The organism is Streptomyces sp. NPDC101234 (genome assembly GCF_044767525.1).
GTDB lineage: Bacteria > Actinomycetota > Actinomycetes > Streptomycetales > Streptomycetaceae > Streptomyces > Streptomyces sasae.
In genome coordinates this window covers 568,463-584,713 of the sequence record NZ_JBIWOA010000001.1, presented here as the reverse complement: position 1 = coordinate 584,713, position 16,251 = coordinate 568,463, and the positions used below count along the sequence as shown (strand labels likewise).

The following is a 16,251-nucleotide window of genomic DNA, read 5'->3' as shown; positions in this document are numbered from 1 at the left end:
TCGGCGCCGGTGCCGGTGAATTCAGACCGGTGACTTCGAAAGGGACCCGGGGTTTTCCCTGGGTCCCTTTCCGCTGCGCTTCGGCTGCCGGCCGGTGGGGGCTGGCCCACGCGGCGGAGCCGCATATCGATACAGCCCCGCGCCCCTTACGGGGCGCTTCAGCCGAGTCGTGCCACCGCTGCCCGAATGCGCTCGTCCGTCGCTGTGAGCGCCACCCGTACGAAGTTCTCTCCCGCCTCGCCGTAGAAGTCGCCCGGTGCCACGAGGATGCCTCGCTCGGCCAGGTGGGCGACCGTCTGCCAGCAGGACTCGTCCCGCGTCGCCCACAGGTAGAGGCTCGCCTCGCTGTGTTCGATGCGGAAGCCGTGGGACAGGAGGGCCTCGCGCAGGGCCGTGCGGCGGGACGCGTAGCGCTCCCGCTGCTCCTGGACGTGGGTGTCGTCGGAGAGGGCCGCCACCACCGCCGCCTGGGTCGGGGCAGACGTCATCATGCCGCCGTGCTTGCGGATCTCCAGGAGCGGGCCCAGGACCGCCGGGTCGCCGGCCAGGAAGGCGGCGCGGTAGCCCGCGAGGTTGGAGCGCTTGGAGAGGGAGTGGACGGACACGATGCCGTCGTACGAGCCGCCGTTGACGTCCGGGTGCAGGACCGAGACCGGGTCGGCCTCCCAGCCCAGTTCGAGGTAGCACTCGTCGGAGAAGACCAGGACGTCGTGGGCGCGGGCCCAGGCGACGATCTCCGTGAGTTCCTGCCGGGAGAGGACCTTGCCGGTCGGGTTGGACGGGGAGTTCAGCCAGAGGAGCTTCAGGTTCGCCGGGTCCAGGTCGCGCGGGTCGCCGTAGACCTCGTAGTCGGCGCGGGCGAGACGGGCGCCGACCTCGTAGGTCGGGTACGCGAGGCGCGGGTAGGCGACCTTGTCGCCGGGGCCGAGGCCCAGCTGGGTGGGGAGCCAGGCGACGAGTTCCTTGGAGCCGACGATCGGGAGGACGTGGCGGTGGGTGACGTCGCGGGCGCCGAGGCGGCGCTCGACCCAGCCGGTGATCGCGTCGCGCAGCCCCGGGGTGCCCCAGACCGTGGGGTAGCCGGGCGAGTCGGCCGCGTCGATCAGGGCCTTCTGGATGAGGTCGGGGACCGGGTCCACCGGGGTGCCGACCGAGAGGTCGACGATGCCGTCCGGGTGTGCCGCTGCCGTCTTCTTGTACGGTTCCAGCTTGTCCCAGGGGAAGGTGGGCAGACGGTCGGAGACTGCGGACACGGTTGCTTGCTCACTTTCTTCGGTACGACCGGTACGACCGACAACGGCCGGTACGGCAAACGCCTCGGCCCCGTACGGCGCCGATCGGACGTGATCAGGCCGTACGGGACCGAGGCGGCACGGTGTTGCGGCGGGCCGCCGGTGCGGGTTACTCGGCCTCGGCCTGCGGCGGCAGCGCGGCGATGAAGGGGTGGTCGCGCTCGATCAGGCCCAGCTTGCTGGCGCCGCCGGGGGAGCCGAGGTCGTCGAAGAACTCGACGTTGGCCTTGTAGTAGTCCTTCCACTCCTCGGGAGTGTCGTCCTCGTAGAAGATCGCCTCGACCGGGCAGACCGGCTCACAGGCACCACAGTCGACGCATTCGTCCGGGTGGATGTACAAGGACCGCTGGCCCTCGTAGATGCAGTCGACCGGGCACTCCTCGATGCACGCCTTGTCCTTCACGTCGACACAAGGCTGCGCGATGACGTAGGTCACGCTGTCGTTCCTCCTCGAATGGGCGCTGGCGGGCCTCCGTAGGCTCCGCCGCCTGGCGCGCGGGAGCGCGGCGTCGTCGATGCCCGCCCCTAGTATCTCCGTTCTTGGGCATGATCCGAACAGGAGGGGTGAACTGACCAGTGGAAATCTCTGCCGCGGGACGCTTCGAGGTCCGTATCACCGCTGATGACGTGGGCAAACGGGTCTCTGTGCGACGTTTGACCGGAAATGGCGTCACTGAGGAGAAGTTCACCGACACGGTGGGTGTTCTCACATCATGGGACGACGACGGCGTGCTGACGATCACACGGCGGGACGGGGAGACCGTCCGGATACCGGAGTCCGCGCTGGTGGCGGGCAAGGTGGTGCCGACCGCTCCGGCGCGCCGCCGGGGACCGGCGGCGAATTATCAGGAACTCGCGCGTGTCGCCGCACGCGGCTGGCAGCCGGTGGAGAGCGAGCGGCTCGGCGAGTGGGAGCTGCGGGCCGCCGGAGGGTTCACCCGGCGGGCCAACAGCGTGCTGCCGCTCGGCGACCCGGGGCTGCCGCTCGACGCCGCGCTGGACGCCGTACGGCGGTGGTACGGCGAACGGGGGCTGCCGACGTACGTGCAGACCGCGACCGGCGCCGAGGGGACCCAGGAGCTGCTCTGCGCGGAGCTGGAGCGGCGGGGGTGGGTGCGTGAGGTGAGCGCCGAGCTGTGGGTCGGGGGGCTGGCGCCGGTGGCGGACCGGGCGGAGGGCGCCGGTGTGGTGCTCTCCCGGACGGCCGACGAGGCCTGGCTGGCGCGGTACCAGCGCAAGGGCGTGAGCGAGGTGGCGCTGCGGGTGCTGGGCGGCGGCCCGTCGGTGTGGTTCGCGACCGTTCCCGGCGAGTCCTCCGGGTCCGGGGATGCCCCCGCGGCCATCGGGCGGCTGGTGGTGGACGGCCGGTGGGCCGGGTTCGCCGCCGTCGAGGTGGATCCGGGGCTACGGCGACGGGGGCTGGCCACCGAGGTCATGGCCGCGCTAGCCCGGCGGGCGCTGGCGGAGGGTGCGTCGGCGGCCTGGCTCCAGGTGGAGGCGGAGAACGAGGGGGCGCGGGCGCTGTACGGGCGGCTGGGCTTCGCGGCGCACCACGCGTATCACCACTACCGGGAGCCGGGACGGGAGCCGGGAACGGACGGCTTCTGAGGTTCTCGGCGGTACGGATCATTCCGGAAGGGCACGAAAGAGCTATGGGTTCCCCTCATCCACACCCGCCGTCACCGGAGCGGGCCGCCGAGGTACGGCGGCGGTTCGCCGAGGAGGCGCGGTCCGAGCGGCCCGATCTGGCGACGCTGTGTCTGCTGCTGGGCGCGGCGGCCGACGGTTCACTGGACGAGGCCGGGATCGACGCGGCGCAGATGGAACTGGACCGGCTGGCCGGGCAGCTGCCGTACCGGCCGGGCGGGCCGCTCGCCTGGGCCACGGCGGCGCGCCGGGTGCTGGGCGAACGGTTCGGTTTCCAGGGCGCCGCCGCGGACTACCAGCGGCTGGAGTCCTCGCTGCTGCACGAGGTGCTGCGGCGGCGGCGCGGGCTGCCGATCCTGCTGTCCGTGGTGTGGCTGGAGGTCACCCGGCGGGCGGGGGCTCCGGTGTACGGCGTCGCGCTGCCGGGGCACTTCGTGGTCGGCTTCGGGACGGCGGAGGAGCAGGTGCTGGCCGATCCGTTCGACGGGGGGCGGGTGCTGAGCGGGGCGGACGCGGAGCTGCTGGTGGTGGGAGCGGCGGGGGTGCCGCTGGAGCCGGCGATGCTGCAGCCGGCAGACCCTTTGGACGTCGTACGCCGCATCCTCAACAACGTGCGGGCGTGGGCGGCGGCCCGCCCCGAGCGGTCGGACGTCGGCCTGTGGGCGGTGGACCTGTCGCTGCTGCTGCCGTCGCATCCGGCGCGGTTGCGTTACGAGCGGGCGCGGTTGCTGGTGGAGCGGGGTGAATTCGTCGACGGGGCCGAGGAGTTGGAGGAGTACGCGGGGTTGATCGACGTGGTCGACGAAGGAGCGGCGGAGAAGGTACGGGGCGAGGCACGGGCAGCCCGGGCTCGCCTCAACTGACGCCACGGATGGTCCTGTTCGCCATAGGGGTGGCGGTGCGTGGGCGGCTGCGGGTGTGTGGGGGCTGGTCGCGCAGTTCCCCGCGCCCCTTGGTCGGCTGCGCCGGTCGGCATCGATCAGGCGCCGCCCCTCACCTGCCATCCCCGCGGTCACCGTCGATCCGCCGGCCCCTTTGATCCGCCGGTCTCTTTGATCCGCCGCGACGGTGCTCAGCCACTACGGCGTTGTCCGGCGGTGTCCATCCGGGCGAGTCCCTCGGCCGGCTACAGCCAGCCCTTCTCGCGGGCGATGCGGACCGCTTCTGCTCTGTTGCGGACTGCCAGTTTCTGGATCGCCGTCGAGAGGTAGTTGCGTACCGTTCCCTGGGAGAGGTGCAGCGCCGCGGCCAGCTCCGCGTTCGTGGAGCCGTCGGCCGCCGCGCGGAGGACCTCTCGTTCGCGGTCGGTCAGGGGGTTGGCGCCCTCCGCCAGCGCTGCCGCGGCCAGTGTGGGGTCGATGACACGTTCGCCGGCGAGCACCTTGCGGACGGCTTCGGCGAGTTGGGCGGCGGGGGCGTCCTTGACCAGGAACGCGTCGGCGCCCGCCTCCATCGCGCTGCGCAGATAACCGGGGCGGCCGAAGGTCGTGAGGACGACCAGCTTGACGGCCGGCAGCGCCTTGTGGAGCTGGGCCGCCGCCTCGATGCCCGTACAGCCCGGCATCTCGATGTCGAGCAGGGCGACGTCGATGTCGTGCTGCTGGGCCGTCGGCAACACCTCGTCGCCGCGCGCCACTTGGGCCACGACCTCGATGTCGTCCTCAAGTCCCAGCAGGGCCGCCAGCGCCTCGCGGACCATCGACTGGTCCTCGGCGAGGAGGACCTTGATCGTGCTGCTCATGCACCGGATCCTACGGCCATGCCGGAGGGGAGCGGGACTCGGGCGACGAGACGAAAACCGCGCTTCAGGCGGCCCGCCTCCAGCGTGCCGCCGGCCTTCTCCAGGCGCTCGGTGAGACCGGTGAGGCCGTTGCCGGGCCCCTTCCCGGAGCCGCCCGAGCCGTTGTCCTCGACGGCGAGTTCGAGGACCCGGCCGTCCAGGGTCTGGCGGCGCAGCAGTTCGACCGTGCAGGCGGTCGCGCCGCTGTGCCGTACGACGTTGGTGATCGCCTCGCGCAACGCCCACGCGAGGGCCGCCTCGCCGTCCTCGGACACGTCGGCGAGGTCGGGGTCGGCCGGGACCTCGGCGGTGACCGCGGCGGCGGTCAGGGCGACCTGGGCGCCCGCGAGTTCGGCGGCGAGCCGGGGCCGCCGGTAGCCGGTGACGGCCTCCCGGACGTCCACCAGGGCCTGCCGGCTGACCTGTTCGATGTCGGCGACCTGCTGGGCCGCCTTGTCGGGGTGGTCGGGGAGCATCCGGCCGGCCAGCTCGCTCTTCAGGGTGATGAGGGAGAGGGAGTGGCCGAGCAGGTCGTGCAGGTCCCGGGCCAGGCGCAACCGCTCCTCGTTGGCGGCCAGTTGGGCGACCGTGGCGCGGGCCTTGCGCAACTCGATGGTGGTGGCGACGAGTTGCCGGATGCCCGTCATGGAGTAGCCGACCAGGAGCACCACCAGGAACAGGCCCCAGGCCTCGTCCAGGTTGTGGGCGTGCCAGCCCGCCAGCATCATGGCGGCGGTGGTGGCCGGGATCGTCCAGTAGGCGACGCGGAGCGGGAAGGTGACCCCGCACATCACGGAGACGTACACGAACAGGCCGAGCCAGGAGCTGCCGAGGCTGAAGGCCAGGACGACCGCGAGCACCCACTGCACGGCGACCACGGCGGTGACGGCCCCGCCGCGGAACGGCCGTCCCATCTGGCGGAAGACGATGGTCAGGTAGATCCCGACGAAGGCCGCCAGACCGGCCCAGCCGGCCACCGTGGCACCCATGGTGTGGTGGCCGGCGGTCAGGTCGCCCACCGGGGAGGCCAGGAAGACCAGCCACGGCAGGACCCACACCAGCTTGCGGATCGCCTCGCCGCGGTTGCGGGGCGGTGCGCCGATCCGCATCAGCCGCTCCGCCCGGGCTTCCTCGTCGGGCCGCAGGTCTTCCGTCATCGTGCTCACGCCTTCAGCGTGTCCTTCCGGTACAGCCAGGCCGCGCCGCCGACGAAGAGGGCGAAGAAGACGACGAGGATGGCGATGTCCTGGGCTTTCGGGGCCTGGCTCTGTTCGATGGCCCGCCCCAGTGCAGCGTACGCGTGCGTGGGCAGCCACTTCGCGATGTCCTGGAGCCAGGTCGGGAAGGAGGAGGACGGCCACCACAGGCCGCCGAGGATCGACAGGCCGAAGTAGGTGATCATCGTGATCGGGCGGACCGCGTCGCCACTCGCCAGATACCCGATGGCGACGCCGAGCGCGGCGAAGACCAGGCTGCCGGCCCAGATCGCGCCGGTGAGGGCGAACCACTGCCAGGCTTCCAGTCGTACGTGCTTGACCGAGGCGGCGACCAGGAAGACGACCACGATGGAGGGCAGGCTCACCACGGCGGCGCTGGCGGTCTTGGCGAGGACGTAGCCGCGCCCGGGGAGGGTGGTCAGCCGCAGCTGCCGTACCCAGCCGCTCTCGCGCTCCTTGGCGATGCGCTCGCTGTTGCCCATCAGAACGGCGGTGAGGGCGCCGAACGAGGCCATGGAGACCATGACGTAGGCGGCGACGGAGAGGCCGGTCTTGTCGACGGTGGCGTTGCTGCCGCCCTGGCTGGCGACCAGCAGGAAGATCAGCGACGGGTAGATCACGGAGAAGAACAGGAACTTGCGGTTGCGCAGGGCGCGGGCGAGCTCCAGCTTGATCAGGGCGTTCATGACTGCTTGGCCTCCTCGGCCTCCGTGATGGCGACGAACGCCTGCTCCAGACCGAGCCCGGCGACTTCGAGGTTGCGGGGGTAGACACCGAGGCCGTAGAGCGCGTGGACGGTGGCGTCGGCGTCGGACGACTGGATGCGGACGGTCTGGCCGGAGACGTCTATGCCGGTGAGGAAGGGCAGCGCCCGCAGCGGGGCCTCGTCGATCTCGCCCTCCAGGTCGAAGGCGATCCTGCGCGCTCCCGCCTTGGCCTTGATCTCGGCGGCGGTGCCGTCGGCGAGCAGCCGTCCCCGGTGCAGCACCAGCACCCGGTCGGCGATGGCGTCGGCCTCTTCCAGGTAGTGGGTGGCGAACAGGACCGTACGCCCCTGGTCGGCCTGTTCGCGCATGGTGGCCCAGAAGGCCTGGCGGGCGGAGACGTCCATGCCGGTGGTCGGCTCGTCCAGGACGATCAGGTCGCTGTCGCCGGCGGTGGCGAGGGCGAAGCGGACGCGCTGGGCCTGGCCGCCGGAGAGCTTGTTGACCTTGCGGTCGGCGATCTGCGAGATCCCCGCGCGGGCCAGGACATCGGCGACCTTGTACGCCCTGGGGTGCAGATCGCAGGCCAGCTTGACCAGTTCGCGGACGGTGACCTCGTCCATCAGGCCGCCGCTCTGCAGCATCGCGCCGACCCGTCCGGCGACGATGGCCTCGCGCGGGCTCATGCCGAAGACGCCGACCGTGCCGGTGTCGGCCTGCTTGAGGCCGAGCAGCAGGTCGAGCGTGGTCGACTTGCCGGCGCCGTTGGGCCCGAGCAGGGCCACGGTCTCCCCCGGGTGCAGCCGCAGCGAGAGCCCGTCGACGGCCCGCACACTCCCGTAGGTCTTGCTCACTTGGTCGAACCCGACGACCGGGGTACCGGTGGCCGTCGTCGCCGCTGTCGTTGTCATGTCTCCATGCTGGCGGCGGCCCCCTGTCCGGGGGCAGTGCCGACCGTCCGGAGAGCCGCATGACAGATGTCATGGGCGGAGCGTGACAGGACGAGAGGGGGCGCCCGGTGAGTACCGGGCGCCCCCTCTCGTGGTGTTCGGCTTCGGCTAGCTGGGGTTCGTCTCGATGACCCCGATGCGCTGTGCCGTCGTCTTGCCCACGAGCGCCTTGCGCAGCGCGGCGACCACGTCCTGCGGGAGGACGGCGCGCTTGCCGGTCGCGGTCGTGATCTGGACGCCGTCGAAGGTGCTGCCGTACGCCGCCTTGAGGGCTTCCAGGTTGTACGTCTCCACGAGCTTGCCGTCGATGGCCTTGAATCCGAGGATCTTCGGCAGTGACAGGGCGCCGAACGGGATGCGGTGCGCCGCGTCCGTCTGCACGAAGACCTTGGCAGACATCGCCGGCTCCGCGAACGCCTTCATCTCGCGGTCGACCTCCGCGTTGGAGACCGTCGGCTGCCGGGTGGTCGTGGGGACGGTGACCGCGGAGGCGGCGCCCGTTTCCACCATCGTCTTGTACGCCTGCTCGACGGCCGTCACCGAGCCGGACGGGTCGATGCCCTTGCCCGCCTTGCCGTAGACGGCGACGGCCTTGCCGGAGGTGAACTTGATCGTGCCGTCGGTGACCGAGCCGGAGCTGCCGCCGAGGTCCTTGAGGGCGGCCTGGAGCTTCTCCTCGTCGGTCGGCATGGCGGGGTCGACGACCCGCTTCTGGCCGAACAGGGAGCCGATCACGGAGACCGGGTTGTAGTCGCTCTTCGCGGCCGCATCGACCGTCGACTGGATGTCGAACTGCAGACCCGCCTGGTCCGGCGGCAGCGAGACCGTCTTGCCGTCGACCGACAGCTTCAGCGGCTTGTTCACCCGGCTGCCGAACGCGTCGTCGAGCTTCTTGACGGCGTCGTCGCGGGTGCCGCCGCCGATGTCGACGCCGAGCACGGTGGTGCCCTTGGGGACGTCGGAGTGGTTCATGAGGAGCCCGGCGCCGTAGACGCCGAGGCCGGCGACGACCACGACACCGCCGAGCAGCGGCAGCTTGCTGCGCTTCTTCTTGGCCTGGGCCTTGCCCTTGCTCTTGGAGTCGGCCGAGGGCGGCGAGACCGGCTCGGGCAGCTTCGGGGGCGTGTGCGGCAGCGGCCCGTCGGTGGGCGCACCGGGTGCGAACGGGGAGTTCAGGCCGGGCGGCACGACCGGGATGCCGCTGGTGACGGTGTGGCCGGAGACGTTGTCCGCCGGGGAGCCGTAGCCGGGCATGCCGGGTTCGGGGGCCGGCTTCTGCGGGGTGAGGATCGCGGTGTCGTCGCTCAGGCCGCCGCCGGGGCCGAGTCCGGCGCCCGCCGGGCGCGCGCCGGGTCCGGCCTGGGGGGTACGGCGGGCGGGGGCGCCCGGGCCCGCCCCGGGACCCGCGGGACCGCGCGGTGCTCCGAACGGCGCGCCGCCGTTGAAGGACTCGGCGCCGGGAGCGCCCGGCGCGCCGAAGGGCTCACCGCCGCTGACCGGCGGGACGAACGGGCCGTCGCCGGTGACCGGGCCGCCGGTGGGGCCCGCCGGGCCCTGCGGGCCGCCGGGGCCACCGGGCCGGCCGGGACCGTTGAAACCACTGGGGCCGCCGGGACCGGCCGGGCCGCCACCGGGCGCACCGGAGCCGGTCTGGGCGCCGTTCCGGCCGCCGTTCTCGGTGAAGTACGGCAGGTCGTCGCGGCGGGACTCGCCGCCGCTCTTCGCGCCGCCCCGGGAGCCGCCGAGCGGGCCCGCGGCGAGCGCCTCGGTGACGTCGAAGGAGCCGGTGCCGCCGCCGTGGCCGGGGGCCACCGGGCCGCCGGTCGCGCCCGCGGGCAGACCCGCGCCGTTGGTCGAGCCGGGCCGGGACGTGCCGGGCACGCTGACGGAGCCGACGACACCACCGGGGCGGCCGCCATTGGGACGCGGGGCTCCCGGGGTGCCCTGCGCGGCCGGACCAGCCGGACCAGCCGGACCGGTCGGCGCCGCGGGCGAACCGCCGGGCGTTCCGGCCCCGTTGGTGGCGCCGCCGCGCTGACCGCTCTTGGCCGGGCCGGACTTGCGCGGCGCGAACCAGTCGGTGGTGGGCGCGGGCGCCGGTTCGGCGGCGGGCGGCTCGGCATTGCCGGCCGGCGTGGCGGCGCCCGTCGGCAGCGCGTGCGTGCCCGTCTCCTCGCTCACGGCGCTGTCGGCGTCCGTGACGGGGGTACGGACGACCACGGGCGGAATCGGCCGCGATCCGGGGATGTTGATCCGGATCCGGGTCGTCAGCGTGGTCTCGGTCTTGCGTTCCTCCGGCTGGGCGGCCGAACGGCCGGTGCCCGCGCCGTTCTCGGAAGCCATGGGGGTCCCGTACGGCGGCGTGCCCGAGGGGTATGCGGCTCCTCCGCGCCCGTTGGGCCCGGAGGACGGAGTGTCAGTTTCACGACTCAAGGCAGGTTCTCCCGGTTGGCTCCACCGCCCGTTACGACCTTGCTCGGGCGGCTCGGCGGCGCGCACCACCATACTGGCCACATCTGGCGCTTATCCCATGACCGCTGGGGAAACCCACACCGGACTCGCACGTGCGCCCCACGGCGAAGTGGTACGTCACTTGCCAAGTCGGACGCCGTCAGCTTCCGGTTGCCGCCCCAAACCTACTGTGGCGCAGATCACAGCCAGCGCCATGCCGCCGAGCAGGAAGAGGTAGGAGCCGACTCCCGCACCGAAGAGGAAGTCGCCTTCCGGCCGGCTGGTGGTGAGGAAGAGGACGGCGACGACCCAGCCGAAGGCGGGTGCGACCGCTCCGCCCCGGCTGCGCGTGGCCCGCGCCCCGCCGAGGAAGAGCCCGGCGGCACCGGCCAGGGCGAGCAGCAGCCCGCCCGGGAACCAGCCGGCCTGGACGAGGGACCCGGCGGCCCCGACCACGGCGCCGAGCACGATCAGCCCGAACAGGGCGACGATCCGCCCCGCGGAGGGCGGTTGCAACGGTTGCGCGAGCATCGAGCCACGTCCGGCGGAACTCATGAAGCCTCCCCGAGGCCTGCGAAGAGATCGGTCTCACGCGGCGCACCCTGCTCGCCGCCCACCAACTCGTAGTACTCGGTGATGAATACGGGCTGCGCCAGCTCGTTGCTCAACACGAAGTAGGGCACCGTGCCGGGTGCCACCTCGATCTGGGTGGCATGGGCGGCCATCGCCGCGGTCTTCGCAGCGGTGTACGCGGTGCCGTCGATCTCGGTGGTGACCTGGCGGTCCTCGACCACGCCCGGCACGTCGTCGACGGCGGCGGACTTGTCGAAGGGCAGCCCCGGCAGGTCGTCCTGGAGCCGGGCGAAGGCGGCCTCGGCGACCGCGCGCGGGACGCGGTTCCAGTAGACCTTGGGGATGCGGTGACCGGCCTCGGCGGCCAGTTCGACGGCGCGCATGGCGACGCGGTGGGCCTGGATGTGGTCCGGGTGGCCGTACCCGCCGTTGTCGTCGTAGGTGACGAGGACCTGGGGACGGGTCTCCAGGATGACCTCGACCAGATGCCGGGCGGCCTCGTCGACGTCGGCCTGCCAGAAGCAGTCGGGGGTGTCGTTCTCGGGCAGGCCCATCATTCCGGAGTCGCGGTAGCGGCCGGGGCCGCCGAGCAGCCGGAAGTCGGCCACACCGAGCTCGCGCATGGCGGCGGTGAGCTCGCCCAGCCGGTACTCGCCCAGCGCGGGTCCGGTCAGATGCCGCAGCTCGGGCGGGATGACCTCGCCGCCCTCGCCGAGGGTGCAGGTGACCAGCACCACATGGGCGCCCTGGTCCGCATAGCGGGCCATGGTGACGCCGTTGTTGATCGACTCGTCGTCCGGGTGCGCGTGCACGAGCAGCAGACGCCGGTCAGGGACTTCCGTCATGGCCCCACCCTACGAAACGACACCGACAGTGCCACGCAGGCCCGGGGCCGCTCCGGACGGGGTCAGAACTTGATGCTGCCGATCATGCTGGCCACGTTGGTCGTCAGGTCGCTGATCGTCGGTGCGACCGTCGAGGAGGCGAGATAGAAACCGAGCAGCATGCAGATGACCGCATGACCGCCCTTCAGACCCGACTTCTTGATCAACAAGAAGACGATGATCGCCAGCAGCACCACCGCCGAAATCGAGAGTGCCACGGCGGCTCACCTCCAAAGATCCCAGGGACGCGGGGGGTTCGGACTATGGGGGTTGTAGATCGGTACAGCAATTCCTCGCGGAAGCCAGCAGGTTCATACCCACCCAGCGGTAGTGATCATAACTATGCGTGCTCGCGCATCGCTCGGCGCACGGCCGCACAAGGGGGCGCATGGCCAATATGGTCAGGGCATGAAGACCGAGGCTGTCTCATTCCCCCGCCGGCACGCCCGCACCCAGCGTTTCACGCTCGGCGCGCCGCGCGCGTTCACCGTGGCCCCTGACGGCTCCCGCGTGGCGTTTCTGCGCTCCGGTTCCGGCACGGACCGGGCCAACTCCCTGTGGGTGCTGGATGTATCGAGCGGTGAGGAGCGCCTCGCGGCGGACCCGCGAACCCTGCTCGGCGGTGCCGATGAGCACCTCTCGCCCCAGGAGCGGGCCCGTCGCGAACGCAGCCGTGAGGGTGGTGCCGGCATCGTCGGCTACGCCACCGACGCGACCCTGGAACTGGCGTCTTTCGCCTTGTCAGGACGGCTTTTCACGGCCGAGCTCAGGGCCGGCACGGCGCGCGAACTCACGGTACCCGGGCCGGTGATCGACCCCCGCCCCTCCCCCGACGGCCGCCATGTCGCGTACGTCGCGGAGGGCGCCCTGCGGGTCGTGGGCACCGAGAACGAGGGCGACCGGGCACTGGCGGAGCCGGAGTCGGAACAGGTCACCTATGGATTGGCCGAGTTCATCGCGGCCGAGGAGATGGGGCGTTCGCGGGGCTTCTGGTGGTCGCCCGGGTCGGACCGGCTGCTGGTCGCGCGCGTGGACGACACGCCGGTGCAGCGGTGGTGGATCGCGGACCCCGCCCACCCGGAGCGTGAGCCACATCATGTCGCGTACCCCGCGGCGGGCACCGCCAACGCGGATGTACGCCTGTTCGTGTGCGACCTCGACGGGGAGCGCACGGAGGTCTCCTGGGACCGGGCACGCTATCCGTACGTGGCGCATGTGCACTGGTCAGAGGCGGGTGCACCGCTGGTGCTCGTACAGGCGCGCGACCAGCGCAGCCAGCTGTTCCTCGCCGTGGACCCGGGGTCGGGGGCGACCCGGATGGTGCACGCGGACGAAGATCCAAAATGGCTTGAACTGTTCGGCGGGGTGCCCTGCTGGAGCCCCTCGGGACAGCTGGTGCGGATCGCCGACGAGGGCGGCTCGCGGGTGCTCGCGGTGGGTGAACGGCCGCTCACCGGAGCCCAGTTGCACATCCGTGCGGTGCTCGACGTGACCGCCGACGACGTGCTGGTTTCCGCGTCCGCCGGCGAGGAGGCCGAGTCCCCGGAGATCGGCGAGGTGCACGTCTACCGGGTCAACGAACTCGGTGTGGAGCGCGTGTCGCAGGAGCCCGGTGTGCACACGGCGGTACGCGCCGGGGGCGTGACCGTATTGGTGTCCGCCACCCTGGACAGCCCGGGCGCCCGTGTCCAGGTACTGCGCGACGCAAAACATCTGGCGACTGTCACGTCGTACGCCGAAGACCCCGGTTTGTCCCTGCGCGTGACACTCACCGAGGGGGGCGCACGTCGAATTCCGTGCGCCGTGCTTATGCCACGGGACTACCACGGGGACACTCCCCTTCCGGTTTTGCTCGACCCCTACGGGGGTCCGCACGGACAGCGGGTGGTCGCCGCGCACAACGCCCACCTCACCTCGCAGTGGTTCGCCGACCAGGGCTTCGCGGTGATCGTCGCGGACGGCCGGGGCACCCCGGGCCGCTCCCCCGCCTGGGAGAAGTCCATCAAGGACGAGGTCGCGGCGACCGTCCTCCAGGACCAGGTCGACGCGCTCCAGGCACTCGCCGCCGACTTCCCCCTGGACCTGACCAAGGTGGCGATCCGCGGCTGGTCCTTCGGCGGCTACCTCGCCGCGCTCGCGGCCCTGCGCCGCCCGGACGTCTTCCACGCGGCGGTGGTCGGCGCCCCGGTGACCGACCTGCGCCTGTACGACACCCACTACCAGGAGCGCTACCTCGGCGACCCGGCCGAACAGCCGGAGGTCTACCGCCGCAACTCGGTGATCGACGACGAGGGCCTGACCGAGGCGGCCGAACCGCACCGCCCGATGATGGTCATCCACGGCCTGGCGGACGACAACGTCGTGGTCGCCCACTCCCTGCGCCTGTCCTCGGCCCTGCTGGCGGCGGGCCGCCCGCACGAGGTGCTGCCCCTGTCGGGCGTGACCCACATGACCCCGCAGGAACAGGTGGCGGAGAACCTGCTCCTGCTCCAACTGGACTTCTTGAAGAGGTCACTGGGGCTCGGGTAGGGGCACGGCAACGGGCCGGAGCGACATGGCGCGCTCCGGCCCGTTTACGGCACCCGCACGGCCGTACGCTGTTAAGACTGTCGCGTCCGTATATCGGGACCGGGTCGGCCAAGTTGCCTGCGTGTTAACGCGATTGACCCCGGTTCGTCCCGCTATACACCCCCGTCACCAAGATCGTCCTGCGACTCCTCCGGCGGGACCACCTGCTTCTCCTCCGCGAAATGGCACGCCGAGTCGTGCGCCGCCGGCCCCGACGTGAGCCGGAACGCGGCGGGCACCGCGAGCAACGGCACCTCCACGGCGCACCGCTCCTGCGCCTTCCAGCACCGGGTGCGGAACCGGCACCCGGACGGGATGTCCGTCGGCGACGGAACGTCCCCGCTCAGGATGATCCGCTCCCGGTGTTCCCGTGCCTCCGGGTCCGGCACCGGCACCGCGGAGAGCAGCGCCTGGGTGTAGGGGTGGGTCGGGTGGTCGTAGATCTCCTCGTCCCTGCCGATCTCCACGATCCGCCCGAGGTACATCACCCCGACCCGGTCCGAGATGTGCCGCACGATCGACAGGTCGTGGGCGATGAAGACGTACGACAGGTCGAAGTCGTTCTGGAGCCGGTCGAGCAGGTTGATCACCTGGGCCTGGACGGACACGTCCAGGGCGGAGACCGGTTCGTCGGCGACGATCACCTCCGGCCGCAGCGCCAGCCCGCGCGCGATGCCGATGCGCTGCCGCTGGCCTCCGGAGAACTGGTGCGGATAGCGGTTGATGTACTCGGGGTTGAGGCCGACGACGTCGAGCAGTTCCTGGACCCGTCTGCGCCGGTCGCCCTTGGGAGCCGCCTCGGGGTGGATCTCGTAGGGCTCCCCGATGATGTCGCCCACGGTCATCCGGGGGTTGAGGGAGGTGTACGGGTCCTGGAAGACCATCTGGATGTTGCGGCGGACCGTTTTCAGCGCACGTCCGCTCAGCCTGGTGATGTCCTCACCCTTGTACTTGATGGACCCGGCAGTCGGCCGCTCAAGATTGACCAGCATCTTGGCGACCGTCGACTTGCCGCAGCCGGACTCCCCGACGATGCCGAGGGTCTCTCCTTTGTTGAGGACGAAATCAACACCGTCAACAGCCTTGACCGCACCGATCTGCTTCTTGATCAAGATGCCCTGGGTCAACGGGTAGTACTTGACCAGTCCACTCACTTCCAGGATCGGCTCAACAGGCCGCCGCTCAACAGGCCGCCGCTCAACCACCTCGTCAACCATTGAGGCACTCCCTCCAGAAGTGACAGGCGCTGCCCCGGTGCGGGTCCACCTCGTACAGCGGTGGTTCGTCGGTGCGGCACACGTCCTGGGCCATGGGGCAGCGCGGGTTGAAGGCGCACCCGGGAGGGATGTCCATCAGGTTGGGCGGCAGCCCCTTGATGGCGTAGAGCTCCTGGCCCTTCTGGTCCAGGCGCGGGATGGAGTCGAGCAGTCCGCGGGTGTACGGGTGCGCCGGCGCCTTGTAGATGTCGTGCACGGGCGCCGACTCGACGATCCGCCCCGCGTACATGACGGCGATCCGGTCGGCGACGTCCGCGACCACACCCAGGTCGTGGGTGATCAGGATCAGCCCCATGTGGTACTCGCGCTGCAACTCGGCGAGCAGATCCATGACCTGGGCCTGGACGGTCACGTCCAGCGCCGTCGTCGGCTCGTCGGCGATGATGAGCGCCGGTTCCAGGGCCAGCGCCATGGCGATCATGATGCGCTGGCGCATGCCCCCGGAGAACTGGTGGGGATAGTCCCGCACCCGCTGGGCGGCGCCCGGGATCCGCACCCGGTCCATCAGCTCGACGGCCCTGGTCCGCGCGTCCTTCCTGGACATCCCCCGGTGCACGACGAACATCTCGCCGAGCTGGTCGCCCACGCTCAGTACCGGGTTCAGCGCCGACAGCGCGTCCTGGAAGATCATCGCCATCCCGGCGCCCCGGATCTTCCGCCTCTCCTCTTCTTTCAGTTTCAGCAGATCCCGCCCCTGGAAGAGGATCTCGCCCCCGCCGATCCGCCCCGGTGGCATGTCGAGGATCCCCATCACGGCCTGGGCGGTCACCGACTTGCCGGACCCCGACTCCCCCAGCACGGCCAGCGTCTCCCCCGCGTCCACGGCGTAGGAGACCCCGTTGACGGCGTGGGCGACCCCGTCCCGGGTCCGGAACTCCACGTGCAGATCGCGCACTTCGAGCAGCACG

15 protein-coding genes are annotated in these 16,251 nt (G+C 71.3%); 3 read left to right on the top strand and 12 right to left on the bottom strand.

What is annotated here, in order from left to right; genetic code table 11:
* Nucleotides 1-158 precede the first annotated feature (158 nt).
* Both ACIRR9_RS02725 and fdxA read right to left on the bottom strand, forming a co-directional pair.
* A complete protein-coding gene (locus ACIRR9_RS02725) occupies nucleotides 159-1,253 on the bottom strand; it encodes a bifunctional succinyldiaminopimelate transaminase/glutamate-prephenate aminotransferase (RefSeq protein ID WP_403746857.1) in 1,095 nt (364 codons plus the stop codon).
* Nucleotides 1,254-1,401: 148 nt separating this feature from the next.
* Nucleotides 1,402-1,728 (bottom strand): ferredoxin, encoded by a 327-nt coding sequence (gene fdxA / locus ACIRR9_RS02720; RefSeq protein ID WP_046730523.1) that lies wholly within the window; start codon nucleotides 1,726-1,728, stop codon nucleotides 1,402-1,404.
* A gap of 140 nt (nucleotides 1,729-1,868) precedes the next feature.
* Here fdxA and ACIRR9_RS02715 point away from each other — a divergent pair, with 140 nt between their 5' ends.
* Together ACIRR9_RS02715 and ACIRR9_RS02710 are read left to right on the top strand one after the other, a co-directional pair.
* The gene (locus ACIRR9_RS02715; RefSeq protein WP_403746855.1) at nucleotides 1,869-2,900 is read left to right on the top strand and encodes a GNAT family N-acetyltransferase; all 1,032 of its coding nucleotides are present in this window, start codon (nucleotides 1,869-1,871) and stop codon (nucleotides 2,898-2,900) included.
* 44 nt (nucleotides 2,901-2,944) lie between these two features.
* Entirely contained in the window at nucleotides 2,945-3,802 is an 858-nt protein-coding gene (locus ACIRR9_RS02710) for a transglutaminase-like domain-containing protein (protein ID WP_403746852.1), read from the top strand.
* 263 nt (nucleotides 3,803-4,065) lie between these two features.
* Here the strand turns inward: ACIRR9_RS02710 and ACIRR9_RS02705 are convergent, their stop codons facing one another.
* The 8 genes from ACIRR9_RS02705 to ACIRR9_RS02670 all read right to left on the bottom strand — a co-directional run bounded on the left by ACIRR9_RS02705 (nucleotide 4,066) and on the right by ACIRR9_RS02670 (nucleotide 11,716).
* On the bottom strand, nucleotides 4,066-4,680 hold the full coding sequence (locus ACIRR9_RS02705; RefSeq protein WP_123974343.1) for a response regulator transcription factor: 615 nt from the start codon (nucleotides 4,678-4,680) through the stop codon (nucleotides 4,066-4,068).
* Nucleotides 4,677-5,876, bottom strand: a complete 1,200-nt coding sequence (locus tag ACIRR9_RS02700; protein ID WP_403747041.1) for a sensor histidine kinase — start codon at nucleotides 5,874-5,876, stop codon at nucleotides 4,677-4,679. The genes ACIRR9_RS02705 and ACIRR9_RS02700 overlap by 4 nt, the downstream gene beginning before the upstream one ends.
* A 5-nt stretch (nucleotides 5,877-5,881) precedes the next feature.
* A complete protein-coding gene (locus ACIRR9_RS02695) occupies nucleotides 5,882-6,622 on the bottom strand; it encodes an ABC transporter permease (protein ID WP_123974344.1) in 741 nt (246 codons plus the stop codon).
* Nucleotides 6,619-7,551: an ABC transporter ATP-binding protein gene (locus ACIRR9_RS02690; RefSeq protein WP_403746850.1), complete on the bottom strand. Its 933-nt coding sequence runs from the start codon at nucleotides 7,549-7,551 to the stop codon at nucleotides 6,619-6,621. The genes ACIRR9_RS02695 and ACIRR9_RS02690 overlap by 4 nt, the downstream gene beginning before the upstream one ends.
* Before the next feature lie 147 nt (nucleotides 7,552-7,698).
* Nucleotides 7,699-10,023: a hypothetical protein gene (locus ACIRR9_RS02685; RefSeq protein WP_403746848.1), complete on the bottom strand. Its 2,325-nt coding sequence runs from the start codon at nucleotides 10,021-10,023 to the stop codon at nucleotides 7,699-7,701.
* A 156-nt stretch (nucleotides 10,024-10,179) separates the two neighbouring features.
* Nucleotides 10,180-10,596 (bottom strand): DUF6113 family protein, encoded by a 417-nt coding sequence (locus ACIRR9_RS02680; protein ID WP_403746847.1) that lies wholly within the window; start codon nucleotides 10,594-10,596, stop codon nucleotides 10,180-10,182.
* Complete coding sequence (gene mshB, locus ACIRR9_RS02675) at nucleotides 10,593-11,459, bottom strand: N-acetyl-1-D-myo-inositol-2-amino-2-deoxy-alpha-D-glucopyranoside deacetylase (protein WP_403746845.1); 867 nt, start codon at nucleotides 11,457-11,459, stop codon at nucleotides 10,593-10,595. Before mshB ends, ACIRR9_RS02680 begins: the two co-directional genes overlap by 4 nt.
* 62 nt (nucleotides 11,460-11,521) lie before the next feature.
* Nucleotides 11,522-11,716, bottom strand: coding sequence for a hypothetical protein (locus ACIRR9_RS02670; RefSeq protein ID WP_258783264.1), 195 nt, complete (start codon nucleotides 11,714-11,716; stop codon nucleotides 11,522-11,524).
* Between the two features lie 190 nt (nucleotides 11,717-11,906).
* Here ACIRR9_RS02670 and ACIRR9_RS02665 point away from each other — a divergent pair, with 190 nt between their 5' ends.
* Nucleotides 11,907-14,027: a prolyl oligopeptidase family serine peptidase gene (locus ACIRR9_RS02665; RefSeq protein ID WP_403746843.1), complete on the top strand. Its 2,121-nt coding sequence runs from the start codon at nucleotides 11,907-11,909 to the stop codon at nucleotides 14,025-14,027.
* Between the two features lie 152 nt (nucleotides 14,028-14,179).
* On the opposite strand, the gene ACIRR9_RS02660 is transcribed toward ACIRR9_RS02665, so the two are convergent.
* Together ACIRR9_RS02660 and ACIRR9_RS02655 are read right to left on the bottom strand one after the other, a co-directional pair.
* A complete protein-coding gene (locus ACIRR9_RS02660) occupies nucleotides 14,180-15,283 on the bottom strand; it encodes an ABC transporter ATP-binding protein (RefSeq protein ID WP_403746841.1) in 1,104 nt (367 codons plus the stop codon).
* A complete protein-coding gene (locus ACIRR9_RS02655; protein ID WP_403746839.1) occupies nucleotides 15,276-16,250 on the bottom strand; it encodes an ABC transporter ATP-binding protein in 975 nt (324 codons plus the stop codon). Before ACIRR9_RS02655 ends, ACIRR9_RS02660 begins: the two co-directional genes overlap by 8 nt.
* Between the last annotated feature and the right edge of the window lies 1 nt (nucleotide 16,251).

Coding starts and splice junctions, on each gene's coding strand:
- ACIRR9_RS02695 (WP_123974344.1), bottom strand. CDS start 6,622: ATGAACGCCCTGATCAAGCTGGAGCTCGCCCGCGCCCTGCGCAACCGC.
- ACIRR9_RS02705 (WP_123974343.1), bottom strand. CDS start 4,680: ATGAGCAGCACGATCAAGGTCCTCCTCGCCGAGGACCAGTCGATGGTC.
- ACIRR9_RS02690 (WP_403746850.1), bottom strand. CDS start 7,551: ATGACAACGACAGCGGCGACGACGGCCACCGGTACCCCGGTCGTCGGG.
- ACIRR9_RS02660 (WP_403746841.1), bottom strand. CDS start 15,283: ATGGTTGACGAGGTGGTTGAGCGGCGGCCTGTTGAGCGGCGGCCTGTT.
- mshB (WP_403746845.1), bottom strand. CDS start 11,459: ATGACGGAAGTCCCTGACCGGCGTCTGCTGCTCGTGCACGCGCACCCG.
- ACIRR9_RS02700 (WP_403747041.1), bottom strand. CDS start 5,876: ATGACGGAAGACCTGCGGCCCGACGAGGAAGCCCGGGCGGAGCGGCTG.
- ACIRR9_RS02665 (WP_403746843.1), top strand. CDS start 11,907: ATGAAGACCGAGGCTGTCTCATTCCCCCGCCGGCACGCCCGCACCCAG.
- ACIRR9_RS02710 (WP_403746852.1), top strand. CDS start 2,945: ATGGGTTCCCCTCATCCACACCCGCCGTCACCGGAGCGGGCCGCCGAG.
- ACIRR9_RS02680 (WP_403746847.1), bottom strand. CDS start 10,596: ATGAGTTCCGCCGGACGTGGCTCGATGCTCGCGCAACCGTTGCAACCG.